The organism is Streptomyces sp. NPDC050504 (genome assembly GCF_044458065.1).
Taxonomy (GTDB): domain Bacteria; phylum Actinomycetota; class Actinomycetes; order Streptomycetales; family Streptomycetaceae; genus Streptomyces.
In genome coordinates this window covers 207660-233077 of record NZ_JBITHO010000002.1, presented here as the reverse complement: position 1 = coordinate 233077, position 25418 = coordinate 207660, and the positions used below count along the sequence as shown (strand labels likewise).

Annotated in this window: 22 protein-coding genes; 17 read left to right on the top strand and 5 right to left on the bottom strand. The window is 72.2% G+C overall.

Annotated features, from left to right (window positions below; translation table 11 throughout):
* Window positions 1–42 precede the first annotated feature (42 nt).
* Window positions 43–381, bottom strand: coding sequence for an SsgA family sporulation/cell division regulator (locus tag ACIBNE_RS06910; protein ID WP_399270399.1), 339 nt, complete (start codon window positions 379–381; stop codon window positions 43–45).
* 172 nt (window positions 382–553) lie between these two features.
* Between ACIBNE_RS06910 and ACIBNE_RS06905 the strand changes: the two genes are divergently transcribed.
* The 7 genes from ACIBNE_RS06905 to ACIBNE_RS06875 all read left to right on the top strand — a co-directional run bounded on the left by ACIBNE_RS06905 (window position 554) and on the right by ACIBNE_RS06875 (window position 7084).
* Complete coding sequence (locus ACIBNE_RS06905; RefSeq protein WP_399270398.1) at window positions 554–1612, top strand: energy-coupling factor ABC transporter permease; 1059 nt, start codon at window positions 554–556, stop codon at window positions 1610–1612.
* A gap of 1 nt (window position 1613) precedes the next feature.
* On the top strand, window positions 1614–2375 hold the full coding sequence (cbiQ, locus tag ACIBNE_RS06900) for a cobalt ECF transporter T component CbiQ (RefSeq protein ID WP_399270397.1): 762 nt from the start codon (window positions 1614–1616) through the stop codon (window positions 2373–2375).
* Window positions 2363–3118: an energy-coupling factor ABC transporter ATP-binding protein gene (locus ACIBNE_RS06895; RefSeq protein WP_399270396.1), complete on the top strand. Its 756-nt coding sequence runs from the start codon at window positions 2363–2365 to the stop codon at window positions 3116–3118. Before cbiQ ends, ACIBNE_RS06895 begins: the two co-directional genes overlap by 13 nt.
* Window positions 3119–3228: 110 nt before the next feature.
* On the top strand, window positions 3229–4869 hold the full coding sequence (locus ACIBNE_RS06890) for a penicillin-binding transpeptidase domain-containing protein (protein WP_399270395.1): 1641 nt from the start codon (window positions 3229–3231) through the stop codon (window positions 4867–4869).
* 63 nt (window positions 4870–4932) lie between these two features.
* Window positions 4933–5427, top strand: a complete 495-nt coding sequence (locus tag ACIBNE_RS06885) for a YbaK/EbsC family protein (RefSeq protein WP_399270394.1) — start codon at window positions 4933–4935, stop codon at window positions 5425–5427.
* Complete coding sequence (locus tag ACIBNE_RS06880) at window positions 5424–6275, top strand: EamA family transporter (protein ID WP_399270393.1); 852 nt, start codon at window positions 5424–5426, stop codon at window positions 6273–6275. The genes ACIBNE_RS06885 and ACIBNE_RS06880 overlap by 4 nt, the downstream gene beginning before the upstream one ends.
* A 143-nt stretch (window positions 6276–6418) precedes the next feature.
* Window positions 6419–7084 (top strand): hypothetical protein, encoded by a 666-nt coding sequence (locus ACIBNE_RS06875; RefSeq protein ID WP_399270392.1) that lies wholly within the window; start codon window positions 6419–6421, stop codon window positions 7082–7084.
* Here the strand turns inward: ACIBNE_RS06875 and ACIBNE_RS06870 are convergent.
* The 4 genes from ACIBNE_RS06870 to ACIBNE_RS06855 all read right to left on the bottom strand — a co-directional run bounded on the left by ACIBNE_RS06870 (window position 7062) and on the right by ACIBNE_RS06855 (window position 12402).
* Window positions 7062–7841, bottom strand: coding sequence for an SDR family NAD(P)-dependent oxidoreductase (locus tag ACIBNE_RS06870; RefSeq protein ID WP_399270391.1), 780 nt, complete (start codon window positions 7839–7841; stop codon window positions 7062–7064). The genes ACIBNE_RS06875 and ACIBNE_RS06870 overlap by 23 nt on opposite strands.
* 23 nt (window positions 7842–7864) lie before the next feature.
* Complete coding sequence (locus ACIBNE_RS06865; RefSeq protein ID WP_399271251.1) at window positions 7865–9031, bottom strand: serine hydrolase domain-containing protein; 1167 nt, start codon at window positions 9029–9031, stop codon at window positions 7865–7867.
* A 166-nt stretch (window positions 9032–9197) separates the two neighbouring features.
* On the bottom strand, window positions 9198–9707 hold the full coding sequence (locus tag ACIBNE_RS06860) for a DUF4253 domain-containing protein (RefSeq protein WP_399270390.1): 510 nt from the start codon (window positions 9705–9707) through the stop codon (window positions 9198–9200).
* Window positions 9708–10671: 964 nt separating this feature from the next.
* Window positions 10672–12402 carry a dolichyl-phosphate-mannose--protein mannosyltransferase gene (locus ACIBNE_RS06855; RefSeq protein ID WP_399270389.1) on the bottom strand — a complete coding sequence of 577 codons (1731 nt, stop codon included), beginning with the start codon at window positions 12400–12402 and terminating at the stop codon, window positions 10672–10674.
* Window positions 12403–12462: 60 nt separating this feature from the next.
* On the opposite strand from ACIBNE_RS06855, the gene rsmI reads away from it, so the two are divergent.
* The 10 genes from rsmI (at window position 12463) to ACIBNE_RS06805 (ending at window position 25366) form a co-directional block, all read left to right on the top strand.
* Window positions 12463–13350 (top strand): 16S rRNA (cytidine(1402)-2'-O)-methyltransferase, encoded by an 888-nt coding sequence (gene rsmI, locus ACIBNE_RS06850; protein WP_399270388.1) that lies wholly within the window; start codon window positions 12463–12465, stop codon window positions 13348–13350.
* A 172-nt stretch (window positions 13351–13522) separates the two neighbouring features.
* Window positions 13523–13918 (top strand): hypothetical protein, encoded by a 396-nt coding sequence (locus ACIBNE_RS06845; protein ID WP_399270387.1) that lies wholly within the window; start codon window positions 13523–13525, stop codon window positions 13916–13918.
* A 42-nt stretch (window positions 13919–13960) separates the two neighbouring features.
* Window positions 13961–14830, top strand: a complete 870-nt coding sequence (locus ACIBNE_RS06840) for a TatD family hydrolase (protein WP_399270386.1) — start codon at window positions 13961–13963, stop codon at window positions 14828–14830.
* Between the two features lie 163 nt (window positions 14831–14993).
* Window positions 14994–16532, top strand: a complete 1539-nt coding sequence (locus ACIBNE_RS06835; protein ID WP_399270385.1) for a ubiquitin-like domain-containing protein — start codon at window positions 14994–14996, stop codon at window positions 16530–16532.
* Window positions 16533–16630: 98 nt separating this feature from the next.
* Window positions 16631–17467, top strand: a complete 837-nt coding sequence (gene rsmA / locus ACIBNE_RS06830; protein ID WP_399271250.1) for a 16S rRNA (adenine(1518)-N(6)/adenine(1519)-N(6))-dimethyltransferase RsmA — start codon at window positions 16631–16633, stop codon at window positions 17465–17467.
* Window positions 17464–18375 (top strand): 4-(cytidine 5'-diphospho)-2-C-methyl-D-erythritol kinase, encoded by a 912-nt coding sequence (locus tag ACIBNE_RS06825; RefSeq protein WP_399270384.1) that lies wholly within the window; start codon window positions 17464–17466, stop codon window positions 18373–18375. The genes rsmA and ACIBNE_RS06825 overlap by 4 nt, the downstream gene beginning before the upstream one ends.
* A gap of 138 nt (window positions 18376–18513) precedes the next feature.
* On the top strand, window positions 18514–20325 hold the full coding sequence (locus tag ACIBNE_RS06820; RefSeq protein ID WP_399270383.1) for an ABC-F family ATP-binding cassette domain-containing protein: 1812 nt from the start codon (window positions 18514–18516) through the stop codon (window positions 20323–20325).
* Window positions 20326–20586: 261 nt separating this feature from the next.
* On the top strand, window positions 20587–22461 hold the full coding sequence (locus tag ACIBNE_RS06815) for a PQQ-binding-like beta-propeller repeat protein (RefSeq protein WP_399270382.1): 1875 nt from the start codon (window positions 20587–20589) through the stop codon (window positions 22459–22461).
* Window positions 22462–22624: 163 nt separating this feature from the next.
* On the top strand, window positions 22625–24445 hold the full coding sequence (locus ACIBNE_RS06810; RefSeq protein ID WP_399270381.1) for a PQQ-binding-like beta-propeller repeat protein: 1821 nt from the start codon (window positions 22625–22627) through the stop codon (window positions 24443–24445).
* A 219-nt stretch (window positions 24446–24664) separates the two neighbouring features.
* Window positions 24665–25366 carry a LuxR C-terminal-related transcriptional regulator gene (locus ACIBNE_RS06805; protein WP_399270380.1) on the top strand — a complete coding sequence of 234 codons (702 nt, stop codon included), beginning with the start codon at window positions 24665–24667 and terminating at the stop codon, window positions 25364–25366.
* Window positions 25367–25418: the final 52 nt, after the last annotated feature.

Sequence of the window (25418 nt, the reverse complement as noted above, 5' to 3'; positions counted from 1 at the left end):
ACGCGGTGGTGCGCGAAGGTGGCCGTACCCCCTGATCACCGATCAGGCGGGTGCGGCCACCGCGTACGTCCGGCGCAGGAAGCGGACCAGCGCCGCGCTGTCGAACTGGAGCACCGCGACGCCGTCCGGCGAATGGAACTCCAGCACCGTCTGCACCCGGCCGCACGGCCAGACCTCGATGTCCCCGCGCCGTACCGGGGAGCGCATCCCGGCCTCCAGGAGCTCCCGCGCGAAGACCCACTCGTTGCCCCCGGGGAAGACGAAGCGCACGGCACGCGGGTCGTTCGCCGCGTCGTAGCTGAGGGCGACGGGCACGGCCGTGGCGGTGGGCGCGTCGGTGATCAGACGTGCTCGTGCGTGATTCTCAACGGTGGGGGACATCGCCCGACTCCTCACGCCTATTCATTCGCATACGCGATATGTGTCCTCTAATGTCGCATATTTTCGATGGTGAATACCAGCTCTTTTGTGGGCCGTCCGCTCTTGCGAAGCCTTCGCAAGTGAGCACTATCATCAAACGGTTAAGCACCTTCGGGGGAAGCGGAGCCCTCCCATGCATGTACCCGACGGATTCATCGACGCACCTGTATCCGCGGTCACAGCCGTCGTGGCGGCGGGCGCCGTAACCGTCGGCCTCAGAGGCGCCAAGCGGGAGCTGGACGACAGGACCGCGCCGCTGGCCGGACTCGTCGCCGCATTCGTCTTCGCCGTGCAGATGCTGAATTTCCCGGTCGCCGCCGGGACCAGCGGACATCTGCTGGGCGGCGCGCTCGCCGCGATCCTCGTCGGCCCGTACACCGGAGTGCTCTGCATATCCGTCGTCCTGCTGATGCAGGGCATCCTCTTCGCGGACGGCGGCCTCACCGCGCTCGGCGTGAACATCACCGTCATGGGCGTCGTCACCGTCCTCGTCGCGTACGGCCTCTTCCGCGCCCTCGTGAAGGTGCTGCCGCGCACCCGCCGCTCCGTGACCGCCTCCGCGTTCGTCGCCGCCCTGGTCTCGGTGCCCGCCGCGGCCACCGCCTTCACCGCGATCTACGCGGTCGGCGGCACCACCGACGTCCCCGTCGGCAAGGTCTTCACCGCCATGGTCGGCGTCCACACCCTGATCGGCATCGGCGAGGCCGCGATCACCGCGCTCACCGTCGGCGCCGTGATCGCGGTGCGCCCCGACCTGGTGCACGGCGCGCGCGACCTGCGCACCCCGCTCAAGCTGCGGGTCGGCGGCGAACTGATCGACGCGCCCGCCGCGCCCGCGCCCGCCGCCGCGCCCGCCGCCCGGATCGCCACCCGCAAGGTCTGGGGCGCGGGCCTGGTCACCGCACTCGTCCTCGCCGGGTTCGTCTCCTTCTACGCCTCCCAGAGCCCCGACGGCCTGGAGAAGGTCGCCGCCGACAAGGGCATCGACGCCAAGGAGGAGGAGCACGCGGCCAAGGACTCGCCGCTCTTCGACTACGGCGTCCAGGGCGTCACCGACACCCGCCTCTCCGGCGGACTCGCGGGCGTCATCGGCGTCGGCGTGACCATCGGCGTGGGCACCGGCGTCTTCTGGGCCGTCCGCACCCGGCGCGAGCGCGAGCGGCAGGCCCCCGCCGAAGAGACGACCCCCTGACGTGGGCGCGGGACACGCCCACGCCCTCTACCGGCCCGGCGACTCACCCGTCCACCGGCTCCCCCCGCACTGCAAGCTCGTCGCCGTCCTCGCCTTCGTCACCGCCGTCGTCGCCACCCCGCGCGAGGCCGTGTGGGCCTTCGGGCTGTACGCGGCGCTGCTCGGCGCGGCCGCCGCGGCGGCCGGACTCCCGGCGGGCGTCCTGCTCAAGCGGCTGCTCATCGAAGTGCCGTTCGTGGCGTTCGCGCTGCTCATGCCGTTCGTGGTGCCCGGCGAGCAGACGACCGTGCTCGGCGTGCGGCTGAGCGTCCCCGGGCTCTGGGGCGCCTGGCACGTCCTGGCCAAGGGCACGCTGGGCGTCGCCGCCTCCGTGATCCTGGCCTCCACGACCGAACTGCGCGCCCTGCTGCTGGGCCTCCAGCGGCTGCGCCTGCCCCCGCTCCTCGTCCAGATCGCGTCCTTCATGATCCGGTACGGCGACGTGGTCACGGACGAGATGCGCCGGATGTCCGTCGCCCGCCGCTCGCGCGGCTTCGAGGCGCGGGGCGTACGGCACTGGGGCGTCCTCGCCAAGTCGGCGGGCGCGCTCTTCATCCGCTCCTACGAGCGCGGCGAGCGGGTGCACCTCGCGATGGTCAGCCGGGGGTACACCGGGACGATGCCGGTGCTCGACACGGCGGGCGCGGGGCGCGCGCAGTGGTCGTACGCCCTGGCCCTCCCCGCGACGGCCCTCGGCGTGTGCGTGCTGGGATGGACCCTGTGACCCCTTCTCTCGAAGTCAGCGGCCTCGCCTACGCCTACCCCGACGGCCACCAGGCCCTGTTCGGCGTCGACCTCACCGTCGGGCGCGGCGAGCGGGTCGCGCTGCTCGGCCCCAACGGCGCGGGCAAGACGACCCTCGTCCTGCACCTCAACGGCATCCTGACCGGCGGCGCGGGCACCGTGTCGGTGGCCGGGCTGCCCGTGTCGCAGCGGCACATGGCGGAGATCAGGCGCCGCGTCGGGATCGTCTTCCAGGACCCGGACGACCAGCTCTTCATGCCGACCGTCCGCGAGGACGTCGCCTTCGGCCCCGCGTCGGCGGGCGTCCGGGGCGCCGAGCTGGAGACGCGGGTGCGGGACGCGCTGGAGCGGGTCGGGATGGCCGAGTACGCGGACCGGCCGCCGCACCACCTCTCGTTCGGGCAGCGGCGCCGCGTCGCGGTGGCCACGGTGCTGGTGATGGAGCCGGAGATCCTGGTCCTCGACGAGCCCTCCTCCAACCTCGACCCCGCGTCCCGCCGCGAACTGGCGGAGGTGATCGGGGCGCTGGACGTGACGGTGCTGATGGTCACGCACGACCTGCCGTACGCGCTGGAGCTGTGCCCGAGGTCGGTGGTGCTCAGCGGGGGCGCGATCGTCGGGGACGGGCCGACGCGGGACGTCCTGGCGGACGGGGCGCTGATGCGCGCGCACCGCCTGGAACTCCCGTACGGCTTCGACCCGAGGAGCGTTCCGGCGGGGTAGCGCGCCGCCCGGGGGAGAGGGTCCCGGTCCGGTAACGACGCGTAGCGGTGTCACTGCCGTCCCGTAGGGTGCAGTCGCCACACAGGCTCCCGGGGAGGGGACTGCACGTCATGCGTAGTGGAGCGAAGGTAGCGGTCGTCGGCGCGGTGTTCCTCGTCGCGGCGGGCGGCACCGTCTACGGCGCCTACAGCCTCGTCGGCGGCGACGACGGCACGAGCGTCGAGGGCAAGTCCGCGTCGGGCAAGAAGAAGACGGGACCCCCGGACCCCACCGAGATCCGCGAGACCGCCGCCGAGTTCCTCGCCGCCTGGGCCAAGGGCGACGCCCCCGCCGCCGCGGAGCTGACGAACAACGCGGCCGAGGCCGGGCCCGCCCTCGCGGGCTACGCCACCGAGGCGCACGTCTCGCGGGCGGCCATCACCCCCGGCGCCCCGGTCGGCGCGAAGGTGCCGTTCACCGTCAAGGCCACGGTGTCGTACCAGGGCGCGAGCAAGCCCTGGTCGTACGCCTCGTCCCTGACCGTCGTCCGCGGCCTCAGCACCGGCAAGGCCCTCGTCGACTGGCAGCCGGCCGTCGTCCACCCCAAGCTGACCAAGGGCACCTCGCTGCGCACCGGCGAGGCGGGCACCCCGCAGATCAAGGCGGTCGACCGGGGCGGCCAGGAGCTGACCAAGGAGAAGTTCCCCTCGATCGGGACGATCCTGGACGGCCTGCGCCAGAAGTACGGCTCCGAGGCGGGCGGCAGGGCGGGCATCGAGCTCCAGATCACCGGCGAGAGCGACGCCGTCCCCGACCAGACCCTGCTGACCCTCACCAAGGGCACCCCGGGCCGCGTCCCCACCACCATCGACGCGAACGTCCAGGCCGCCGCCGAACGCGCGGTCAAGCGCTTCAAGCAGGCGTCCGTCGTCGCGATCCAGCCGAGCACCGGCGAGATCAGGGCCGTCGCCAACAACCCGGCGACCGGCTTCAACGCCGCGATGCAGGGCAAGCAGGCCCCCGGCTCCACGATGAAGATCGTGACCGCCGCGATGATGATGGAGCACGACATCGCGGGCCCCGACAGCAAGGTCGAGTGCCCCTCCACGGTCACCTGGGAGGGCGTGCCCTTCCGCAACCTCGACAGCTTCTCGATCCCCTCGGGCACCCTCACCGACAGCTTCCGCCGCTCCTGCAACACCGCCTTCATCAAGGCCATCGGACCGCTCAACGAGAAGGGCCTCGCGAACACCGCGCTCGGCTCGACCGCCCTGAAGTACTTCGGGATCGGCGCCGACTGGAAGACCGGCGTCGTCTCCAGCGACGGCAGCGTCCCCGAGTCCAGCGGCGGCGAGACCGCCGCCTCGTACATCGGCCAGGGCAAGATCACCATGAACGCCCTGAACATGGCGTCGATCACCGCGACCGCCAAGAACGGCGGCTTCAAGCAGCCGGTCATCGTCCCGCAGTCGCTCGACGACCGCGAACTGGCCACCGCCGAGCCGCTGCCGGGCCGGATCTCCGACGGGCTGCGCCGCCTGATGCGCGCCGCCGCGGGCCCCGGCGGCACCGGCCAGCAGGCCATGTCGTCGGTCGGCGGCGACAAGGGCGCCAAGACCGGCTCCGCCGAGGTCGACGGCCAGTCCAGCTCCAACAGCTGGTTCACCGGCTACAGCAACGACCTCGCGGCCGCGGCCGTCGTCCAGGCCGGCGGCCACGGCGGCGACGCGGCGGGCCCGGTGGTCGCCGAGGTGCTCAGATCCGGCAACTGACGCCGGTGCCACCGGTCGAAACCCGGTCGCATGGCCCGTACACCCACCACTAACGTGCGGGCCATGAGCGATTCACCCGACTCCCTCGCCCACCCCCGCTTCGCCGCCGCCCTGGGCGAGCTGGGCCTCGCGTCCGTCGAGATCCGCCGTTTCCCCGACGCGACCCGCACCGCCGCCGAGGCCGCCGCCGCGATCGGCTGCGACACCTCCGAGATCGTCAAGTCGCTGGTCTTCGTGGCGGACGGCGTCCCGGTGCTGATCCTGATGGACGGCTCCTCGCGGGTCGACGTCGAGCTGGTGCGGCGCGAGCTGGGCGCCGCACGCGTGGAGCGGGCGAGCGCGGAGCTGGTCCGCGAGACCACCGGGTACGCGATCGGCGGCGTCCCGCCCTTCGGCCACCGCACCCGCACCCGCGTCCTCGCCGACCGGGGCCTGCTCGACCACGCCGTCGTGTGGGCCGCCGCGGGAACCCCGCACACGGTGTTCCCGCTCGACCCGAAGACCCTGATCGGCCACGCGGGCGGCACCCCGGTCGACGTGCGGGAGCGCACCGCGTGACCCCTCTCGTCGCCGCGGCCGTGCTGCTCGCCGCCGTCACGCACGCCAGCTGGAACGCGATCGCCCACCACATCAAGGACCAGCTGCTCTCCTTCACGCTCATATCCGGCGGCGGGGCCCTCATCGGCCTCGCCGCCGCGGCGTTCGTGCCGTTCCCCGACGCCGGGGCGTGGCCCTACCTGATCGTGTCGGCGGCGCTGCACCTCGCGTACATGGCGCTGCTGATGCGCTCCTTCTCGCTCGGCGACTTCGGGCAGATGTACCCGATCGCGCGCGGCACCGCGCCCCTCGCGGTGACCGTGCTCGCCGCGCTGTTCGTCGGCGAGCGCCCGGACGGCTGGCAGCTGACCGGCGTCGCGGTCGCCTGCGCGGGCCTGGTCGGCGTCGCGCTCTGGGGCATCAGGGGCGGGGGCGCCCGCCCGCACTGGCCCGCGCTCCTGGCGGCCGCCGCGACGGGCCTGGCCATCGCCGCGTACACCGTCGTGGACGGCGTGGGCGTGCGCGCGTCGGGCTCCGCACTCGGCTACGTCGCCTGGCTGATGATCCTGGAGGGCCTCGCCATCCCGGCGTACACCCTCTTCCGCAGGCGCGGCGCCCTCGCCGCGCAGCTGCGCCCGTACGCGGTGCGCGGGCTGATCGGCGCGGCGCTCAGCTTCGCCGCGTACGGCCTCGTGCTGTGGGCCCAGACCAGGGCCGCGCTGGCCCCGATCGCCGCGCTGCGCGAGTCGTCGATCATCGTGGGCGCGGCGATCGGCGCGCTGTTCTTCAAGGAGAAGTTCGGCGCCCCGAGGATCGCGGCGGCCGGTCTCATGGTGGCGGGCATCGGGCTGATGCTGCACGCGGGCTGACGCCGTACGCGGGCTGACGGTTGCCCAGGGGGTCCAGGGGGCCGCTGTGACGTACCCGACTGCCGTCAAGTGCTCGTTCAGCCAACGTTGATCCACTCCTGGCACTCTTCGTGGTGGACCACGAAGACGGGGGAAGCACCGACATGCGACACCGACCAGACCCGGCCAACTGGCTGACCGACCTGCCCGACGAGACCCCGATCCAGCGGCTCTCGCTGCCCGGCACGCACCGCAGCGCCAGCGCCGCGCACCAGAACTGGACCATCGCCGAGCAGTTGGCGCACGGCGTCCGCTTCCTCGACGTCGACCGCGTCGACGACGCGGTGCTCTCGCCGTGCCGCACCTTCCTCGCCGCGCACCCGGGCGAGCTGGTCCTGCTGCGCGTACGCGACAGGGGTCCGCTCTCCTGCGACGAGCTGCCCCCCTCGCTGGGCGCGGCCCGCGGCCGGATCGTCCAGCTCACCGACCTGGAGGCCGACCGGGACCGCTTCGGCGTCCAGGACTCCCTGAGCACCGGGCCGTTGGAGAAGAAGGCGCTGATCACCGCGCAGTTCGACGAGGCCCGCTTCCAGCGCGGCGCCGAGCGGCTGCACGTCAACGTCACGGCGCTGGCGGGCGGGCACAGCGAGCTGGTCATGCCCTACGTACGGGCGTGGCTCCAGGCCCGCGCCGAGGACCCGGGGCCCTGCGGCGCGGTCGTCATGGACTTCCCCGACCTGTACCCGTCGGTCGTGCCCGACGTGATCGCCCGCAACTTCGCGCCGCGGGGCGCCGGTTCGCCCGTGCTCAGCCGTTCAGCGCACGTCTGAGGCCCAGGTTGCTGTTGAGCAGGCCGCCGTCGACCGGGAGCGTCACGCCGGTGATCCACGCCGCGTCCCGGGAGGCGAGGAAGGCGACGGCCGCCGCGATGTCCTCGGGACGGCCGACCCGGCCCAGCGGGTACTCCTCGGCCGCGCCCACCAGCGCGTGCTCCTTGCCCTGCGCGGCCCACACGCCGGTGTGGACCGTGCCGGGCGCCACCAGGTTGACGCGCACGCCGCGCCGCGCCGCGTGCCCCGCGAGGGTGCGGGTCAGGCTCGCCAGGCCCGCCTTCGCCGCGCTGTAGGCGTGGTTGCCGAAGTCCTGCTCGCCGTTGACCGAGCCGATCGAGACGATCGCGCCCCTGCCGGACGCGACGAGGTGCGGCAGGGCGGCCCGCGCGCAGCGGTACGCGCCGGTGAGCGTCACGTCGATGTCGCGCGCCCAGCTCTCGTCGTCCTGGTCCTCGAAGAGCGGGGCGTCGGGCGTGCAGGCCAGCGCGTTGTTGACCAGCACGTCGAGGCGGCCGAAGCGCTCGACGGCCACGGCCACCGCCGACTCGACGGCCGCCCTGTCGGTCACGTCGCAGGGGTGCGCGGACGCGCCCGGTATGCCGGCCGCGGCCTTCTCGGCGCGCTCCCCGTCCAGGTCGGTGACGAGCACCCGGGCGCCCTCGGCGGCGAGCCGCCGCGAGATCGCGGCGCCGATGCCCTGCCCGGCGCCGGTGACCAGCACCCCGTACCCCTCGAACCTCTGCGTTGCTGTCATCGCTGTCATGGGTGTGATGGGTGTCATGAGGGTGAACGTACCGCCGCACCCACCGCCTTGATCAAGGCGTGCGAGCGGGGGTCGGCCGTGACGCCCTTGCGCAGGCTGTTGGTCACGTACCCCATCGCGATGCCGTTCTCCGGGTCGGCGAAGCCCAGCGAGCCGCCCCTGCCGGGGTGGCCGAAGGAGCCCGGCGCGAGGAACGGCGAGGTCGAGCCGTGCAGCATGAAGCCCAGGCCGAAGCGGGTGTTGACGACCAGGACGCGGTCCGGGCCCGCCGACTCCTCGGTGCGGGCGAGGGTGAGCGTCGCGGGCGCGAACAGGCGGTGGCCGTCGACCGGGCCGATCATCGCGGCGTAGCAGCGGGCGAGGGCACGCGCGGTGGATATGGCGCCGGACGCGGGGAGTTCGGCGGCGCGGTAGGCCGGGTCGTTCTCGTCGGGCAGCGGGGCGATGGCGCCGAAGGCCCTGCGGGTCAGGGAGTTCGGGTCTTCGTACGCCTCGGTGACGTTGCGCTTGGGCCGGAGTTTGAGCGCGGAGGTGGTGGGGGGTTCCTCGACGGGGCCGATGCGTCCGACGCGGGACGCCTCCTCGGCGGGGAGCCCGAACCAGAAGTCCAGGCCGAGCGGGCGGGCGATCTCCTCGGCGACCCAGCGGCCGATGGTGCGTCCCGTGACGCGGCGCACCAGCTCGGAGAGCAGCCAGCTGTACGTCTGCGCGTGGTAGCCGTGGTCGGTGCCCGGCTGCCATGCGGGCGCCTGCGCGGCGACGGCGCGCGGGCCGCTGACCCCGTCGCAGGCCTCCGCCGGGGTGAGGGGGCGGTCGACGACCGGGAGTCCCGCACGGTGCGTCAGGAGGTGCCGTACGAGGACGCGTTCCTTGCCCGCCGCCTTGAACTCCGGCCAGTACGTGCCCACGGGGGCGTCCAGGTCGAGCTGGCCGCGCTGGTGGAGGAGGAGGGGGACGGCGGCGGCGATGCCCTTGCCCGCGGAGCGGACGATCTGGGCGGTGTCCACGGCCCAGGGTTCGTGGCCGTCCACGTCCTTGGTGCCGGCCCACAGGTCGACGACCTTCACCCCGTGGCGGTAGACGGCGACGGCGGCGCCGCGGTCGCCGCGGTCCTGGAAATTTCGGAGGAACGCGTCCCGTACGGGCTCGAAGCCGTCCGAGACGGTGCCTTTCACGTCCACGTGCTGCACGCTCATGGCCCCATGGTGCACGTGCACGCTCCGCGCGCGGGAGTTGGGGGTGCGCCGAGAGGAGCGCCTTCCCGCCCGCCGTCCCGGCGGACTGTCCGTGGTCCGCTGCTGCCAAGAGGGCTCCGGAGCGTGCGAAAAGATTCACAGGATTTGTGGTTCAGTCCCACCAGAACGACCAGTAATTCGATCGAACCTGACCGTTTCCCAGCTCGATGACATCCAGCAAGTCATCGCAGTACGCATACTGTTCGATAGCCAGCTCTGTCACTTCGCCCTGTGATACAGGAGGTCGCGGGACGGCCAGCTGAAGTTCTGTCCCATTCATGAAGAAAACCTCTGCGCCATAGCGCTCGTGCCAGCGCTGGATGAATGCTTGATTGTCGAACGGTGAGAGGTCGACCACGTTCGGAGACGCTGACGTCGAGGTTCTTTTGAGCAGTCCCGGAACCTTTGGAGGCAAGAGGTGTCCGGATTCCACATTGACGAGAAGGAGTCTCAGCCGCGCCGACCCCCAGCGGCGGGAAAATGACAGTGGGTCGCCGGGCAACACCTCACCCCAGGGCCCATCAAGCATTGAAGAGAGCCTGGCAGGGTCGGAGACCATCTCTTCCTCCGCCCTGTCCCACTCGGGGGTCGCTTCGATCCTTGCTCTGGTGACTTCCTTCACCCGAGCCTGAACGTAAGCGTGAACTTCGGCCGCCGGTACCTCGGTGCACCAGTCGGGAAGGTCCCATCGGTCGGTGGAGGAGGGAGACCGCGTGCCCACAACAGGGGTCCAGCCGGTTTCAGGTCTGAGGGCAAGCCATTTCCGCCAGACTGATTCGCATTCGTGTAGTGCGACAAGGAATTCATGCACCACGACACCTTCCGGGAGATGGGTCGTCCGTACTTGCGGAAGGCGATCCTCGCCGTACCATTCCTGCATTTGTGACCGGATGAGCCGGACCCCTGATGTGGACAAAATATTTGCTCCTTACTCGGGTCTGCGCTCTACAGTGAACTGCCATTCGGCATAGTCTTCGCCGCCGAAGGCCCGGACCGTGGACAGTGTGCTCGGGTTCCGCCACACATTGTTCTTGACGGCGTACAGCGCCTTCTCTTGGCTCACATTACTGATGGCCAAGTAGACGGCGTCAGCTCCCTGTTCTCCTGCTTTTTTGAGTCGGCTTCTGACCGCCCGCTCGCTTGATGGGGCCTTGAATTCGGCTCGTACGCCATCGACCCAAGCACCGAACGACTTCTCGTTCCATCGCGAGCCTCAGGGCAATCGAAAACACCTCCACGGTCAAGGGAGCGTTCAACGCGCCCTTCGCTCCTGGTCGACACCCACGGGCTACAGCCGCTCGCGTGCCAAGTTCGTGGCCGGCGACTTCAGCGGCGACGGTCGGGACGATCTCGGTGCCCTCGACCACCGCAGTGACGGCACCGTCCGAACGGTGACCTGGACCGCGACGCCCAGCGCGTCGTTCAACCCCGGCATCGTCGGTTGGACCATCACCTCGAAGGACTGGCTCTACAACAACACCAGACTCTTCAACAGCTACAACTGATCCGAATCCGGCCGTTTCCGGCACCGCGAGCGGTGCCGGAAACGGCCGTTTCGTTACCGCCGGGCAGGCACGGTCGCCCCGCTACACCCACGTGTCCAGCCACATTCTGTTGCGCCACTCCTCCAGCGGGATCGGGTCCCCCGTGTACAGCGGCCAGAAGTAGATGAAGTTCCAGATGATCAGGAGCACCAGGACGCCCGCGCCGATCGCGCCCACCGCGCGGCGGCGTTCGTCCGCGCCCGGGGGGCCGAGCATCGCGCCGATCATCATCGTGACCGCCAGGCACAGGAACGGGACGAAGACCACCGCGTAGAAGAGGAAGATGGTCCGTTCCTGGTAGAAGAACCACGGCACCCAGCCCGCCGCCACGCCGCAGGCGATCGCGCCCGCGCGCCAGTCGCGGCGGAAGAACCAGCGCCACAGCACGTACACGAGGGCGAAGCACGCCGCCCACCACAGCAGCGGCGTGCCGAGCGCCAGCACCTCGCTCGCGCACTTCTCGCCGCCCACGGGCGCGCCGCAGCCGTCGACGCCCGGTTTCACGTCCTCGTAGTAGTACGAGACGGGGCGGCCCACCACGATCCAGCTCCACGGGTTGGAGTCGTAGGTGTGGCCGTCGGTGAGGCCGACGTGGAACTTGTAGACCTCGTTCTCGTAGTGCCACAGGCTCCGCAGCCAGTCGGGCAGCCAGGTGAAGTTCCCGCCCTTGCCGCCCGTCGTCGCCCAGTCCCGGTAGTAGCCCTTGTCGCCGACGATCCAGCCGGTCCACGTCGCCAGGTACGTGGCGATCGCGACCGGCACGGTCGAGACGAACGCCGGGAGCAGGTCCCGCTTCGCCACCGCCGCGTACGGCCGCACCGCGCCCGCCACCCGCCGCGCGCCCACGTCCCACGCCACCGTCAGCAGGCCGAACGCGGCGAGGACGTAGAGGCCGTTCCACTTCGTGCCGCACGCGAGGCCGAGCAGCACGCCCGCCGCCAGGCGCCACGGCCGCCACCCCAGGCGCAAGGTTTCCGCGACGCCCGCGTCGGGCCGCAGCACCCCGTCCGCGTCCACCGGCAGCGCCGCCGCGAGCCTCTCCCGCGACCGGTCCCGGTCGATCAGCAGACAGCCGAACGCGGCGACCACGAAGAACATCAGCACCATGTCGAGCAGCGCGGTGCGGCTCATCACGAAGTGCAGGCCGTCCACCGCGAGCAGCAGCCCCGCCAGGCAGCCCAGGAACGTGGAGCGGAACAGGCGGCGGCCGATGCGGCAGAGCATCAGGACCGAGAGCGTGCCCAGCAGCGCCACCATGAAGCGCCAGCCGAAGGGGTTCAGGCCGAAGAGCTGCTCGCCCAGGCCGATGACCCATTTGCCCATGGGCGGGTGCACGACGTAGCTGGGCTCGGTGGGGACCTTCACGTCGCCCGGGTACTTCAGGATCAGCTTGTCGACGTCCTTGAGCCGCCAGGCCCCTTCGTACCCCTGGTTGACCAGCGCCCACGCGTCCTTGGCGTAGTACGTCTCGTCGAATATGACGGCCTTGGGCCGGTCCAGGTGCCAGAACCGCAGGGCGCCCGCGACCAGCGCGACCAGCAGCGGTCCGCCCCAGGCCGACCAGCGCTCCACCCGCCGCGCGAGCGGCTCGGGCACGCCGAGCACGGCCCAGGTCCTGCGGTTGGGCCGGACGTACGGAGGGACCAGCCGGTCCCGCAGCGACGGCGTCCGCCGGGGCGCGTAGCCGAATCTGAGCAGCCGCCGCTGCCAGGAGTGCGGCGGCCGCCGGTCGGCGTCTTGGCCCTGTAGGGCTTCGGGCGCGGTACTGGTCACCGCGCCATCGTAGGGAACGCTCCTGCGCGAGTCGCCCGTCCGGGCTGGGAGGATGGAAAGGTGACAGGAACGCCCGGAACCCTCGTACTCGCAGGCACCCCCATCGGAGACGTGGCGGACGCCCCGCCCCGGCTCTCCGCCGAACTCGCCGCGGCCGACGTCGTGGCGGCCGAGGACACGCGCCGTCTGCGCCGTCTGACGCAGGCGCTCGGCGTGCAGACCACCGGGCGTGTCGTCTCCTACTTCGAGGGCAACGAATCGGCCCGTACGCCCGAGCTGGTCGAGGCGCTGGAGGGCGGCGCGCGCGTGCTGCTGGTCACCGACGCGGGCATGCCGTCGGTCTCCGACCCCGGCTACCGGCTGGTCGCCGCCGCGGTGGAGAAGGACATCAAGGTCACGGCCGTGCCGGGGCCTTCGGCCGTGCTCACCGCGCTGGCGCTGTCCGGCCTGCCCGTGGACCGCTTCTGCTTCGAGGGCTTCCTGCCGCGCAAGCAGGGGGAGCGGCTCGGCCGGCTGCGGGAGGTCGCCGACGAGCGGCGCACGCTGGTCTACTTCGAGGCGCCGCACCGCCTGGACGACACGCTCGCCGCGATGGCCGAGGTGTTCGGCGGGGAGCGGCGGGCCGCCGTGTGCCGCGAGCTGACCAAGACGTACGAGGAAGTGAAGCGCGGCGCGCTGAAGGACCTCGCCGAGTGGGCCGCCGAAGGGGTGCGCGGCGAGATCACCGTCGTCGTCGAGGGCGCCCCGGAGTCCGGGCCCGCCGAGCTGGACGCGGACGAGCTGGTGCGCAGGGTGCGGGTGCGCGAGGAGGCGGGCGAGCGGCGCAAGGAGGCGATCGCGGCGGTCGCGGCCGAGGCGGGCCTTCCCAAGCGCGAGGTGTTCGATGCCGTCGTGGCGGCAAAGAACGCGGAACGGCAGGCCCCCGCACAGGGCAAGGGACTATCGTAAAAAGAACACCGCAGGTAAAGCGCTCGCCGCGCTACGGGCCCCTTTCCCAGGAAAGGGCCAAGACCGCTCCAATACTCGACCGGCCGGCTCGCACTCGGCCGGAAAAAGGCGTCCACTGTTCTGTGGGCAGCGCTTGGTTCGAGGGCCTGTCCACTGGACAAGAGGAGCAGGCATGAGTGACTTCTCAGGCACCACCGTCCACGAGGCGTACGCCTTCGCGTGCATGAGGTGCGGTCACGGCTGGGAGCAGTCGTACGACATAGAGCACCACGTCGACGCGGCCGGCGAGCCCTATGTGACCTACCGGGCGGACGGGGAGAAGGTGCCTTCTCCGCTCACCCGCCCCACCTGCCTCAACTGCGGCGGCCACGTCGTGCGCATCATGCGCGCCGGACAGGTCTCCTCGGTGCTGGCGCTGATGGGCCAGCGCGGCGCGGCGGCCAAGGGCGGTGCGTCCGGGACCGGCCCCGCGGCCGAGGACGCCGGGACCGCCGCCGCCCCCGCCGCGGCCAAGCCCGAGCACCACTGGCACCTCTCGGATCTGCTGCATCCCTTCCACCGCAAGTAATCCGTTCCACCGCGGACACCCGCGGAAATTACGATCGGGGGCATGAGCCCCAAGGACGCACACCCGCCGCTGCCCGAACCACTGCGGGTTCCGGTCGCCGACTCGCACACCCATCTGGACCTCCAGGACGCCACGGTCGACGAGGCGCTGGCCAAGGCCGCGTCCGTCGGCGTCACGACGGTGGTCCAGGTGGGGTGCGACATCAAGGGCTCGCGCTGGGCCGCCGAGACCGCCGCCGCGTACGAGAACGTGCACGCGGCGGTCGCCCTGCACCCCAACGAGGCGCCGCGCATCGTGCACGGCGATCCGGACGGCTGGTCGCGGCAGGGCGAGCGGCCCGGGGGCGGCGATGCCGCCCTGGACGAGGCGCTCGCCGAGATCGAGCGCCTCGCCTCGCTGGAGCACGTGAAGGCCGTCGGCGAGACCGGCCTCGACCACTTCCGTACGGGCCCCGAGGGCATGGCCGCCCAGGAGCGCTCCTTCCGCGCCCACATCGAGATCGCCAAGCGGCGGGGCAAGGCGCTGGTCATCCACGACCGGGAGGCGCACGCGGACGTGTTGCGGATCCTCGCGGAGGAGGGCGCGCCCGAGCGGACCGTCTTCCACTGCTACTCGGGCGACGCGGAGATGGCCCGGGAGTGCGCGGCCGCGGGCTACTTCATGTCCTTCGCGGGCAACGTCACCTTCAAGAACGCCCAGCACCTGCGGGACGCGCTGGCGGTCGCGCCGCTGGAACTGGTCCTGGTGGAGACCGACGGGCCCTACCTGACGGCGGTGCCGTACCGCGGACGGCCTAACGCGCCGTATCTCATTCCGGTCACGCTGCGGGCGATGGCGCAGGTGCGGGGCATCGACGAGGACGCCATGGCCGCGGCGGTCTCGGCCAATACCGCACGCGCTTTTGGTTACTGAGGGGCGGCGCCCGCGGACTTCGGGAGGGCGCGGCGCAGGGTAGCGCCGCGACGCTCCGTGGTCGAGCCGCTTTGGAGAGTGACCTCCGCTCCGCTAGTGTCCCGGCCCGCAAGGCTGGACGAGCCGCAAGGCTGAACGAGCGCGGACCGGACTCTGGAGCGCAGTGAGCAATTCACAGGGCAGTCACCGTGCCGCGCGGGGCGGCCGCCGCGCCACCAGGACGGCGGAGCCGCCCGCCGCCGTGCGCGAGGACCCGGGGCCGGGCTCCTTCGACACGTACGACTCCGACACGTACGACTCCGACGCGTACGACTCCGACGCGTACGCCCCCGACAGCTACACCCCCGGCACGTACGACCCCGACCCCGACACGTACGCCCCCGCCTACGAGCTGCGCGAGCCCCTGCTGCCCCGGCAGAACCCCGGCGCCGACGCCCCGCCCCCCGCCCCGCAGCCCGCCGCGTACGCGGACCCGCCCCCCGCCCCGCACCCCGACCCGCAGGACCCCCCGCACTCCGCCGCGCCGGACGTCCCCGCCCCCGGGCGCGCCGGAGGTGGGCGGCGCCGCAAGCCGGGCAGGGGCGCGGCGGGCGGCGGCATCGGCGGCGGTCCCGACGGGCTGCGCCGCCTCGTGCCCCAGGCCCTCGTCGTGGCGTTCCTCGCGGGAGGCACCTCCGCGTTCGTCGCCAACGACAAGGCCGTCAAGCTCAGCGTCGACGGGGTGCCCCGCACGATGCACACCTTCGCCGACGACGTCAGCGAGCTGCTGGCGGACGAGGGCGTCGGCATCGGCGCCCACGACATCGTCGCCCCCGCCCCCGGCACCGCGCTGGCCAGCGGCGACGAGGTCGTCGTGCGCTACGGCCGCCCCGTGACGCTCACGCTCGACGGGCAGCGCCGCCGGGTGTGGACCACCGCGCGCACCGTCGAGGGCGCGCTGCGCCAGCTCGGGGTGCGGGCCGAGGGCGCGTACCTCTCCGCGTCCCGCTCCTCGGCGATCGGCCGCACCGGGCTCACGCTGGACGTGCGCACCGAGCGCACCGTGACCTTCATGGCCGACGGCCACGAGCGCACCGTCCGCACCAACGCCGCCACGGTCCGCGAGGCGGTCGAGGAGGCCGGGATCACCCTCGGCGGCCAGGACACCACCTCCGTGCCGCCGGACAGCTTCCCGCGCGACGGGCAGACCGTCACGGTCATGCGGATCACCGGCACCGAGGAGATCCGCGAGGAGCCCATCGCGTACCGCGTGCGCAGGACCGACGACCCCACGCTCTTCACGGGCACCGAGGTCGTCGAGCAGTCCGGCCGCGAGGGGTCCCGCAAGGTGACGTACGCCGTGCGCACCGTCAACGGCGTCAAGCAGAAGCCCAAGCGGATCTCCGACGAGGTCGTGCGCGAGCCGGTCGAGCGGATCGTGAAGGTCGGCACCAAGAAGATGCCCACGTCCGTCGCGGGCGCCGACAACCTCGACTGGTCCTCGCTCGCGCACTGCGAGTCGGGCGGGCGGCCGGGCGCCGTCGACCCCTCGGGCAACTACGGCGGGCTGTACCAGTTCGACCGCCAGACCTGGCAGTCGCTCGGCGGCAGCGGCAGCCCGCAGGACGCGCCCGCGGCCGAGCAGACCTTCCGGGCGAAGAAGCTGTACGTCTCCAGGGGAGCGAGTCCCTGGCCGCACTGCGGCCGTAGGCTTTACGGGTGAGCACCACTGAGCAGCCCGACACCCCCGACGTCACGGACGCCTCCGGCCCCGCCGCCGACGCGGCCCCCGGCCCCGCGGCCGATGCCGCGTCCGACGCCCTGCTGGGGCCCGCCGACATCCGCGAGCTGGCGGCGGTCCTGGGCGTGCGCCCGACCAAGCAGCGCGGCCAGAACTTCGTCATCGACGCCAACACCGTGCGCCGCATCGTCCGCACGGCCGGGGTGCGCCCCGACGACGTGGTCGTCGAGGTCGGCCCCGGACTCGGCTCGCTGACCCTGGCGCTGCTCGAAGCCGCGGACCGGCTCGTCGCCGTCGAGATCGACGACGTGCTGGCGTCCGCGCTGCCCGCGACGATCACCGCGCGGATGCCCGCGCGCGCGGAGCGCTTCGCGCTGGTGCACTCCGACGCCATGCAGGTCCAGGAGCTGCCCGGCCCGCCGCCCACGGCGCTCGTCGCCAACCTGCCGTACAACGTCGCCGTGCCCGTCCTGCTGCACATGCTGGACCGCTTCCCGTCCATCGAGCGCACGCTGGTGATGGTCCAGGCCGAGGTCGCCGACCGGCTCGCGGCGAAGCCCGGCAACAAGGTGTACGGCGTGCCGTCGGTGAAGGCCAACTGGTACGCGGACGTGAAGCGCGCCGGGGCCATCGGCCGCAACGTCTTCTGGCCCGCGCCCAACGTCGACTCCGGGCTCGTCTCGCTGGTGCGGCGCGCCGAGCCGGTGAAGACCACCGCCACGAAGGCGGAGGTCTTCGCGGTGGTCGACGCGGCGTTCGCGCAGCGCCGCAAGACGCTGCGGGCCGCGCTCGCGGGCTGGGCGGGCTCGGCCGCCGCCGCGGAGGCGGCGCTGGTCGCGGCCGGGATCTCGCCGCAGGCGCGCGGCGAGGCGCTGACGGTGGAAGAGTTCGCGGCGATCGCGGAGAACAAGCGGTGAGCCGACCGGTGAACGGCGTTGCGGTACGGGTCCCGGCCAAGGTCAACGTCCAGCTCGCGGTCGGCGCCGCGCGCCCCGACGGCTTCCACGACCTCGCCAACGTCTTCCTCGCGGTCGGCCTCTACGACGAGGTGACGGTCGCCCCCGCCGACGAACTGCGCATCACCTGTACGGGGCCCGGCGCCGACCAGGTCCCGCTGGACCGCACGAACCTCGCGGCGCGCGCCGCGCTGGCCCTCGCCGGGCGCCGGGGCATCGCGGCCGACGTGCACATCCACATCGACAAGGACATCCCCGTCGCGGGCGGCATGGCGGGCGGCAGCGCGGACGGCGCGGGCGCCCTGCTCGCCTGCGACGCCCTGTGGGGCACCGGCGCGACCCGCGCCGAGCTGCTCGAAATCTGCGCCGAGCTGGGCAGCGACGTGCCCTTCAGCCTGGTCGGCGGCGCCGCGCTCGGCACCGGGCGCGGCGAGCGGCTGACCCCGCTGGACGTCGGCGGCACCTTCCACTGGGTGTTCGCGGTCGCCGACGGCGGGCTCTCCACCCCCGCGGTCTACCGCGAGTTCGACCGGCTGACCCCGGTCGCGCCCGCCCCCGAGGCGGCCCCCGCGCTGCTGGCCGCACTGTGTACCGGCGACGCGACGGCGCTGTCCACCGCGCTCGCCAACGACCTCCAGCCCGCCGCGCTCTCGCTGCGCCCCTCGCTGGCCGACACGCTCGCGGCAGGCACGGCGGCGGGCGCGCTGGCCGGCCTGGTCTCGGGCTCGGGCCCCACGACGGCGTTCCTGGCGAAGGACGCGGAGTCGGCGGCGTCGATCGCCGACGCGCTGCTGGCCTCGGGCACCTGCCGTACGGCGAGGGTCGCCGGATCCCCCGCGCCGGGCGCCCGCGTCGTGGACCGCGCGTAGGCCGCGCGTAGGCCGACGAGCGGCGCCCGGCGCGGGCGCCGCTCGACGGGGGAGCGGGTGCGGGAGCCCGTACCCGACAGGCGCACCGGCCCGGCGCTTACCCTGGGACGTCGATCGATCCCGCCGTACAGGAGTGAAATGGCCGTCAATCTGGTCAATGTCGAGGCAGTCAGCAAGGTGTACGGCACGCGTGCCCTGCTCGACTCCGTCTCGCTCGGTGTGTCCGAGGGGGACCGGATCGGCGTCGTGGGCCGCAACGGCGACGGCAAGACGACCCTCATCAGGATGCTCGCCCAGCTGGAGGAGGCCGACAGCGGCCGGGTCACCCACGTCGGCGGGCTGCACCTGGGCGTGCTCACCCAGCACGACTCGCTCGACCCCGCCGCGACGATCCGCCACGAGGTGATCGGCGACCTCGCGGACCACGAGTGGGCGGGCAGCGCCAAGATCCGCGACGTGCTGACCGGCCTCTTCGGCGGGCTCGACCTGCCGGGCTTCGAGCTGGGCCTGGACACCGTCATCGGCCCGCTCTCCGGCGGCGAGCGCCGCCGCATCGCGCTCGCCAAGCTGCTCATCGCCGAGCAGGACCTGATCGTCCTCGACGAGCCGACCAACCACCTCGACGTCGAGGGCATCTCCTGGCTGGCCCGCCACCTCCAGGAGCGCCGTTCCGCGCTGGTCTGCGTCACCCACGACCGCTGGTTCCTCGACCAGGTCTGCACCCGCATGTGGGACGTGCAGCGCGGCCAGGTCCACGAGTACGAGGGCGGCTACTCCGACTACGTCTTCGCGCGCGCCGAGCGCGAGCGCATCGCGGCGACGGAGGAGGCCAAGCGGCAGAACCTGATGCGCAAGGAGCTGGCCTGGCTGCGCCGCGGCGCCCCGGCCCGCACCTCCAAGCCCCGCTACCGCATCGAGGCCGCCAACGAGCTGATCGCCGACGTGCCGCCGCCGCGCGACACCAGCGAGCTGATGAAGTTCGCCAACGCGCGCCTGGGCAAGACGGTCTTCGACCTGGAGGACGTCACCGTCCAGGCCGGCCCCAAGACCCTGCTCAAGCACCTGACCTGGCAGCTGGGCCCCGGCGACCGCGTGGGCCTGGTCGGCGTGAACGGCGCGGGCAAGACCTCGCTGCTGCGCGCGCTGGCCGATGCGGCGGCGAGCCAGGGCGAGGAGCAGCCCGCGGCGGGCCGGGTCGTCGTCGGCAAGACGGTCCGCCTCGCGTACCTCTCGCAGGACGTCACCGAGCTGCCGTCGGAGCTGCGGGTCCTCGAAGCGGTCCAGCAGATCAGGGACCGGGTGGACCTCGGCAAGGGCCGCGAGATGACGGCCGGGCAGCTCTGCGAGCAGTTCGGCTTCGCCAAGGAGAAGCAGTGGACGCCGGTCGGCGACCTGTCCGGCGGCGAGCGCCGCAGGCTCCAGATCCTGCGGCTGCTGATGGACGAGCCGAACGTCCTCTTCCTCGACGAGCCGACCAACGACCTCGACATCGAGACCCTGACGCAGCTGGAGGACCTGCTCGACGGCTGGCCCGGCTCCATGGTCGTGATCTCCCACGACCGGTTCTTCGTCGAGCGCACCACCGACAAGACGTTCGCGCTGCTCGGCGACGCGACGCTGCGGATGCTGCCGCGCGGCATCGACGAGTACCTGGAGCGGCGGGCGCGCGCGGTCGAGGCGGCGGCGCCCGCCCCGGCGGCCCAGGCGAAGGCCGGAAAGGAGGCGTCGTCGACCTCGTCGGCGGACGCCCGCGCGGCCAAAAAGGAACTGCAGAAGATCGAGCGGCAGCTCGACAGGATCTCCGACAAGGAGGCGAAGCTGCACGCCGACATCGCCGCGAACGCGACCGACTTCGAGAAGGTCGCGAAGCTGGACGCGACGCTGCGCGAACTGGTGGGCGAGCGCGAGGAACTGGAGATGCGCTGGCTTGAGCTGGCCGAAGACGCGTAGCGGTGACGCGGGCCGGGTCGTAGAGGTCGTGTAGAGGGCGCGTAACGGAGGTATCACGGGCCGGTTCTCCCTTGGGAACAGGGGAGGAACCGATCAGGTGTTCCCCGGTGCACCAGTGATAGAAAGAAGCCCCGCTCGACTGACGCAACACTGCGCAATCCATGTCCGAAACGCTCCATCCCGACGGGGGTCGTTCCAGCCCGGAGGGACAGCGGGGGAGGCCGGATCGGACATCGGATCCGCACAAAGGGGGACCGAGCTGTGACGCAGCCGCCCAGCCAGCAGCCGCCGCAGGGAGGCTTCGGAGCACCGCAGGATCCCCAGCAGGGGACGCCCGGTGCTCCGGCGCAGCCGCCCCAGCCGCCGCCCGCGCAGCCGGGGTACGGCTACCCGCAGGCGCCCGGCCAGCCCGCCCAGCCCGGTCCTTACGGCCAGCAGCCGCCGCAGCCGGGTCCGTACGCGGCCCCTGCGGGCCCTTACGGCCAGCAGCCGGGCCAGCCGGGCCCGTACGGCCAGCAGCCGCCGACGCAGCCGGGCCAGCCGGGCCCGTACGGCCAGCCTCCGACGCAGCCCGGTCAGCCGGGCCCGTACGGCCAGCCCCCGGCGCAGCCCGGTTACGGCCACCCGCAGCAGGCGAACTTCCCCACGGCCCCGATGCAGCCCGCCGCAGGCAGTGGCGGCAGCGGCAGCGGTGGCGGCGGCCCCTTCAAGGGCAAGCCCGCGGCGATCATCGGCGCGGCCCTCGCCGCCGTCCTCGTGATCGGCGGCGGCGTCTACTTCGCCACCAGCGGCGACGGGGACGACAAGCCGGAGGCGAAGAAGAGCTCGACGGCCCCCAAGCCCTCCAGGTCCCTCACGGACGAGGAGATCGAGGGAGACGGCCAGGGCGGCAACGGCCAGGAGTTCTCCGACGACCTCAACGCGGGCCGCAAGCCGGGCGAGTCGAAGGTCCTCTTCCTCAACCAGAACCAGGTCGACCTGCCCAACAACGGCGCGAAGCAGCTCGGCCCCTGGTTCACGGACGACACCGTCGTGACCGCCACGTACCGGACGGTCACGGGCTACTCGGTGGCGGACGGCAAGGAGAAGTGGAAGGTCCCGTTCACCGTCGACCTGTGCGGGGCGCCGAAGACCGCGACCGCCGACGGGAAGATCGCGGTCATGATCAAGAACGGCGCGACCGAGAGGGCCGACTGCGACACGATCCAGATGATCGACCTGAAGACCGGCAAGTCGGGCTGGCGCACCAAGGTCGACCGCAAGCAGGGGGCGTTCGACATCGGCGGCCTCGGCGAGAGCTTCGTCATCTCGGGCAACACCTTCGCCGTCGGCCGGATCAACGGCGTCAGCGCCTACAGCATGACCGACGGCAAGCAGATCCACCGCAAGCGCGCGGGCAACTGCCAGCCGGAGGAGTACGCGGGCGGCGCCAAGCTCATCGCCGTCACGGCCTGCCGCTCCGCCGACTACGACACCCGGCCGATCCAGATCGAGGAGCTGGACCCGGCGAACGGCAAGCCCAGGTGGACGTACCGGGTGCCGACCGGCTGGAAGGTCAAGAAGATCTTCTCCACCGCCCCCACCGTGGTGCTGCTGGAGAACGAGGCCCAGAAGAAGCTGCGCATCCAGGTGCTCACCGAGCGGGGGACGGTCCGCTCGACGCTGGCCACCGGCGGGCTCCACTTCGACCAGCAGTGCGGCCTCTTCAGCAGCGGCCTGGAGGGCTGCTCGGGCGTGGCGGCCGACGCCAACACCTTCTACATGGCGACGGAGCCCGACAAGAGCGGCGTCGCGCGCACCAACAAGGCCGTCGCCTTCGACCTGAACACCGGCAAGGTGAAGTGGACCGCCGCGGCGCCCGCCGACCGGCTGATGCGTCCCGTCCGCACCGAGGGCGGCAACCTGGTGGTCTACGTCGAGCCGACCGGCACCGAGGGCGGCACGGTCGCCACGATCGGCCCCTCGGGCGGCGCCCCGAAGGCCGTGCTGCAGAACCCGGGCTCCACCTCCGGGATCGAGCGCTCGTTCTTCACGCCCGTCACGCGCTACGAGGGCGGTCGCCTCTTCCTCCTCAGCGACCACGTCACCGGCAAGGACGACACGAAGGAAAAGACGATCATGGCCTTCGGCAAGTGACCGTCCCCTCGACCGTCCCCTCGACCGTCCTTTCGAGCGCCCCCTCGACCGTCCCCCCGATCGCCCCCTCGACCGTCCCCCCGATCGCCCCCTCGGCCGACGCCCAGGTGTCCCCCGATACCCCCAGCATCCCGACTCCCCTTCCTCCAGAGGTACGAACGTCATGACGCAGCCGCCCCAGCCGCCCAACCAGCCGCCGCAGGGGGGATACGGCGGGCCGAACCAGCCGCCGCAGGGCCCCGGTTACGGCTACCCGCAGACCCCGCCCGCCCAGCCGCCCGCCCAGCCCCCGGCCCCGCCCGCCGCGCCGCCGCAGGCCCCGCCCGCGCCGCCCGCCGCCCCCGCCGCCCCGCCGCAGGCCCCGCCCGCGGCCGGTCCCGGCTACGGCTACCCGCAGCAGCCCGCGCCCGGCCAGCAGGCGGCGCAGGCGCCGTACAACTACCCGACCGCGCCGATGCAGCCGATGCCCGCGCCCGGCCAGCAGCCCCCGGCGGGGCCTGGCGCGCCCGGCGGCATCGCCAAGTACCTCAACAAGACGCAGTTGAGGATCGTCGTCGCGGCGACCGCCGCGATCGCCCTGATCATCGGAGGCGGCGCTGTCTACTCCGCGACCAAGGACGACGGGGACAAGACCAGCACCGAGGCCGGGGGCTCCGGCGACAAGGGCGAGAAGGGCGGGAAGGGCGGCAAGGAGCAGCCCGCAGGCGGCGGCGGCAAGGAGAAGCCCGCCGCGAACGTCAACTCGAAGCTCGCCTTCCAGCTGCCGGTGCCGGTGGTCACGGACCTCACGGACGTCTTCGGCTCCTGGGCGACCGACAAGGTCTACGCCAAGCCCGGCGTCAACTCGATCGTCGGCTACGACGCGCTCAAGGGCACCCAGACCTGGAAGATCGACCTGCCGGGCCAGCCCTGCCAGGCGTCGCGCCACGTCACCAAGGACAACAAGACGGCGATCCTCTTCGAGGCGAAGAAGCGGAGCGCCAAGGACAAGTACCTGCCGTGCGACCAGGTCGGCGCGATCGACCTGAACACCGGCAAGCTGCTGTGGAGCAAGACCGCCAAGGGCAACCAGAGCGGTGACGAGCCGGTCAAGTTCGACGAGGTGACCCTCAGCGGCACCACGGTCGCCGCGGGCGGCCTCTACGGCGGCGCGGGCTTCGACGTCAACACCGGCGCCGTCCTGTGGAACCCGGACACGGACGCGCAGAACTGCCACGACATCGGCTACAGCGGCGGCGACGCGCTGGTCGCGGTCCGCAGGTGCGGCCGGTACGGCAGCAACGCGAGCCTGCTGATCCAGCCGCTCGGCGACAAGGGCAAGCCGATCTCCAGCTTCAAGATGCCCGCGGGCGTCGAGGACGCCTCGATCGTCAACTCCAAGCCGCTGGTCGTCGCCGCCGACATCAACCGCACCGCGGGCGACGGCAGCGGCATCTCGGACTTCTTCTCCGTCGACTACGCGACCGGCAAGCTGCTCGGCCGCATCTCCGCGCCCGGCGACAAGTTCTACGGCGACTGCGAAGACGTCGAGAAGTGCAACCGCCTGGCGGTCGGCAACAACAAGCTGTACGTGCCGACCGAGAAGCACGAGGCGACCGGCGAGGAGTACGGCCGGACGAACGAGATCCTCTCCTTCGACCTCGCCACCGGCAAGCCGACCTCCGACAAGTTCGAGGCGGGCGGCAAGTACACGATGTGGCCGCTGCGCATGGACGGCAACAACGTCATCGCGTACAAGGAGCCGCCGTACGACAAGGGCGGGCAGGTCGTCAGCATCGACCCCGCGACGGGCAAGCAGACGGTGCTGATGGAGAACCCGGCGGACGAGGCGGTGCGCGAGGCGGAGCGGAGCTTCCTGCTGGACAGCGCCGAGATCCGGTACGCGGCGGGCAGGCTCTACATCTCCGACTACCGGCTCAGCAAGGACGACGGCGAGTCGAAGTACGGGAAGAAGTACCTGGCTCTCGCGTTCGCCACCAACTGATCCACCGTTCAAACCCGTTGTAACCCAAAGGCCCTGCCGGTCGAACGTCCGACCGGCAGGGCCGTTCACTTCCCGACGGCCAAGTAGCCCTGAATGACGCAGAATTCGGCATTCTGGGGGGCTTCTGGCACGTAAGGGGCGCGCAATGTCGAACAAGCGTGTAGCTTGCCGGGTCAGGAGGGCCGGGGGGCCAGCTCCAGGGGTATGGGGGGTTGCTCGATGGGTGTGCGGCTCATGGTGGTCGACGACCACCGACTGCTCGCCGAGGCGCTCGCATCGGCACTGAAACTACGTGGTCACCGCGTGCTCGCCGCGGCCGCGCCCACCGCGGGGGCGGCCGATCTCGTGGTGAGCCGGGCGCCCGAGGTCTGCCTCTTCGGCACGTCGACCCCCGCCGAGCCCGGGGCCTTCGACCCGATCCTGCGGATCAAGCGGGAGCGGCCCCAGGTGGCCGTGGTCGTGCTCGGCCCCGTGCCGAGCCCGCGCGGCATCGCCGCGGCCTTCGCCGCGGGCGCGTCCGGCTACGTGCGCCACGACGAGCGCATCGAGGGCGTCGAGCGGGCCATGGCCAAGGCGAGATCGGGCGAGGCGGCGGTCGCGCCGCAGCTGCTCCAGGGCGCCTTCGCGGAGCTGCTCAACCCGGCGGTGCAGCCGGACGACGAGGGCCAGCGGCTGCTCCAGATGCTCACGCCGCGCGAGGTGGAGGTCCTGGTGCGGGTCGCCGAGGGCGAGGACACCCGGCTGATCGCGGCGGGCATGGGAATAGCGCCCAGCACGGCGCGCACGCACGTCCAGCGGGTGCTGATGAAGCTGGGCGTGGGCTCCCGCCTGGAAGCGGCGGCCCTGGCCGCCCGCACCGGCCTGCTGGAGCGCGCGGCGGGCGCGACGGAACGGCACCAGGGGTCCGACCCCGTCGAGTAGCCCCGGTCCGTTTGGATCTGTTCGGTTTCGTGTGGGGTTCGGCCCTTCGGTG

Coding starts and splice junctions, on each gene's coding strand:
- ACIBNE_RS06910 (WP_399270399.1), bottom strand. CDS start 381: ATGTCCCCCACCGTTGAGAATCACGCACGAGCACGTCTGATCACCGAC.
- ACIBNE_RS06905 (WP_399270398.1), top strand. CDS start 554: ATGCATGTACCCGACGGATTCATCGACGCACCTGTATCCGCGGTCACA.
- ACIBNE_RS06895 (WP_399270396.1), top strand. CDS start 2,363: ATGGACCCTGTGACCCCTTCTCTCGAAGTCAGCGGCCTCGCCTACGCC.
- ACIBNE_RS06890 (WP_399270395.1), top strand. CDS start 3,229: ATGCGTAGTGGAGCGAAGGTAGCGGTCGTCGGCGCGGTGTTCCTCGTC.
- ACIBNE_RS06885 (WP_399270394.1), top strand. CDS start 4,933: ATGAGCGATTCACCCGACTCCCTCGCCCACCCCCGCTTCGCCGCCGCC.
- ACIBNE_RS06875 (WP_399270392.1), top strand. CDS start 6,419: ATGCGACACCGACCAGACCCGGCCAACTGGCTGACCGACCTGCCCGAC.
- ACIBNE_RS06870 (WP_399270391.1), bottom strand. CDS start 7,841: ATGACAGCAACGCAGAGGTTCGAGGGGTACGGGGTGCTGGTCACCGGC.
- ACIBNE_RS06845 (WP_399270387.1), top strand. CDS start 13,523: ATGAGTGACTTCTCAGGCACCACCGTCCACGAGGCGTACGCCTTCGCG.
- ACIBNE_RS06840 (WP_399270386.1), top strand. CDS start 13,961: ATGAGCCCCAAGGACGCACACCCGCCGCTGCCCGAACCACTGCGGGTT.
- ACIBNE_RS06820 (WP_399270383.1), top strand. CDS start 18,514: ATGGCCGTCAATCTGGTCAATGTCGAGGCAGTCAGCAAGGTGTACGGC.
- ACIBNE_RS06810 (WP_399270381.1), top strand. CDS start 22,625: ATGACGCAGCCGCCCCAGCCGCCCAACCAGCCGCCGCAGGGGGGATAC.
- ACIBNE_RS06805 (WP_399270380.1), top strand. CDS start 24,665: ATGGGTGTGCGGCTCATGGTGGTCGACGACCACCGACTGCTCGCCGAG.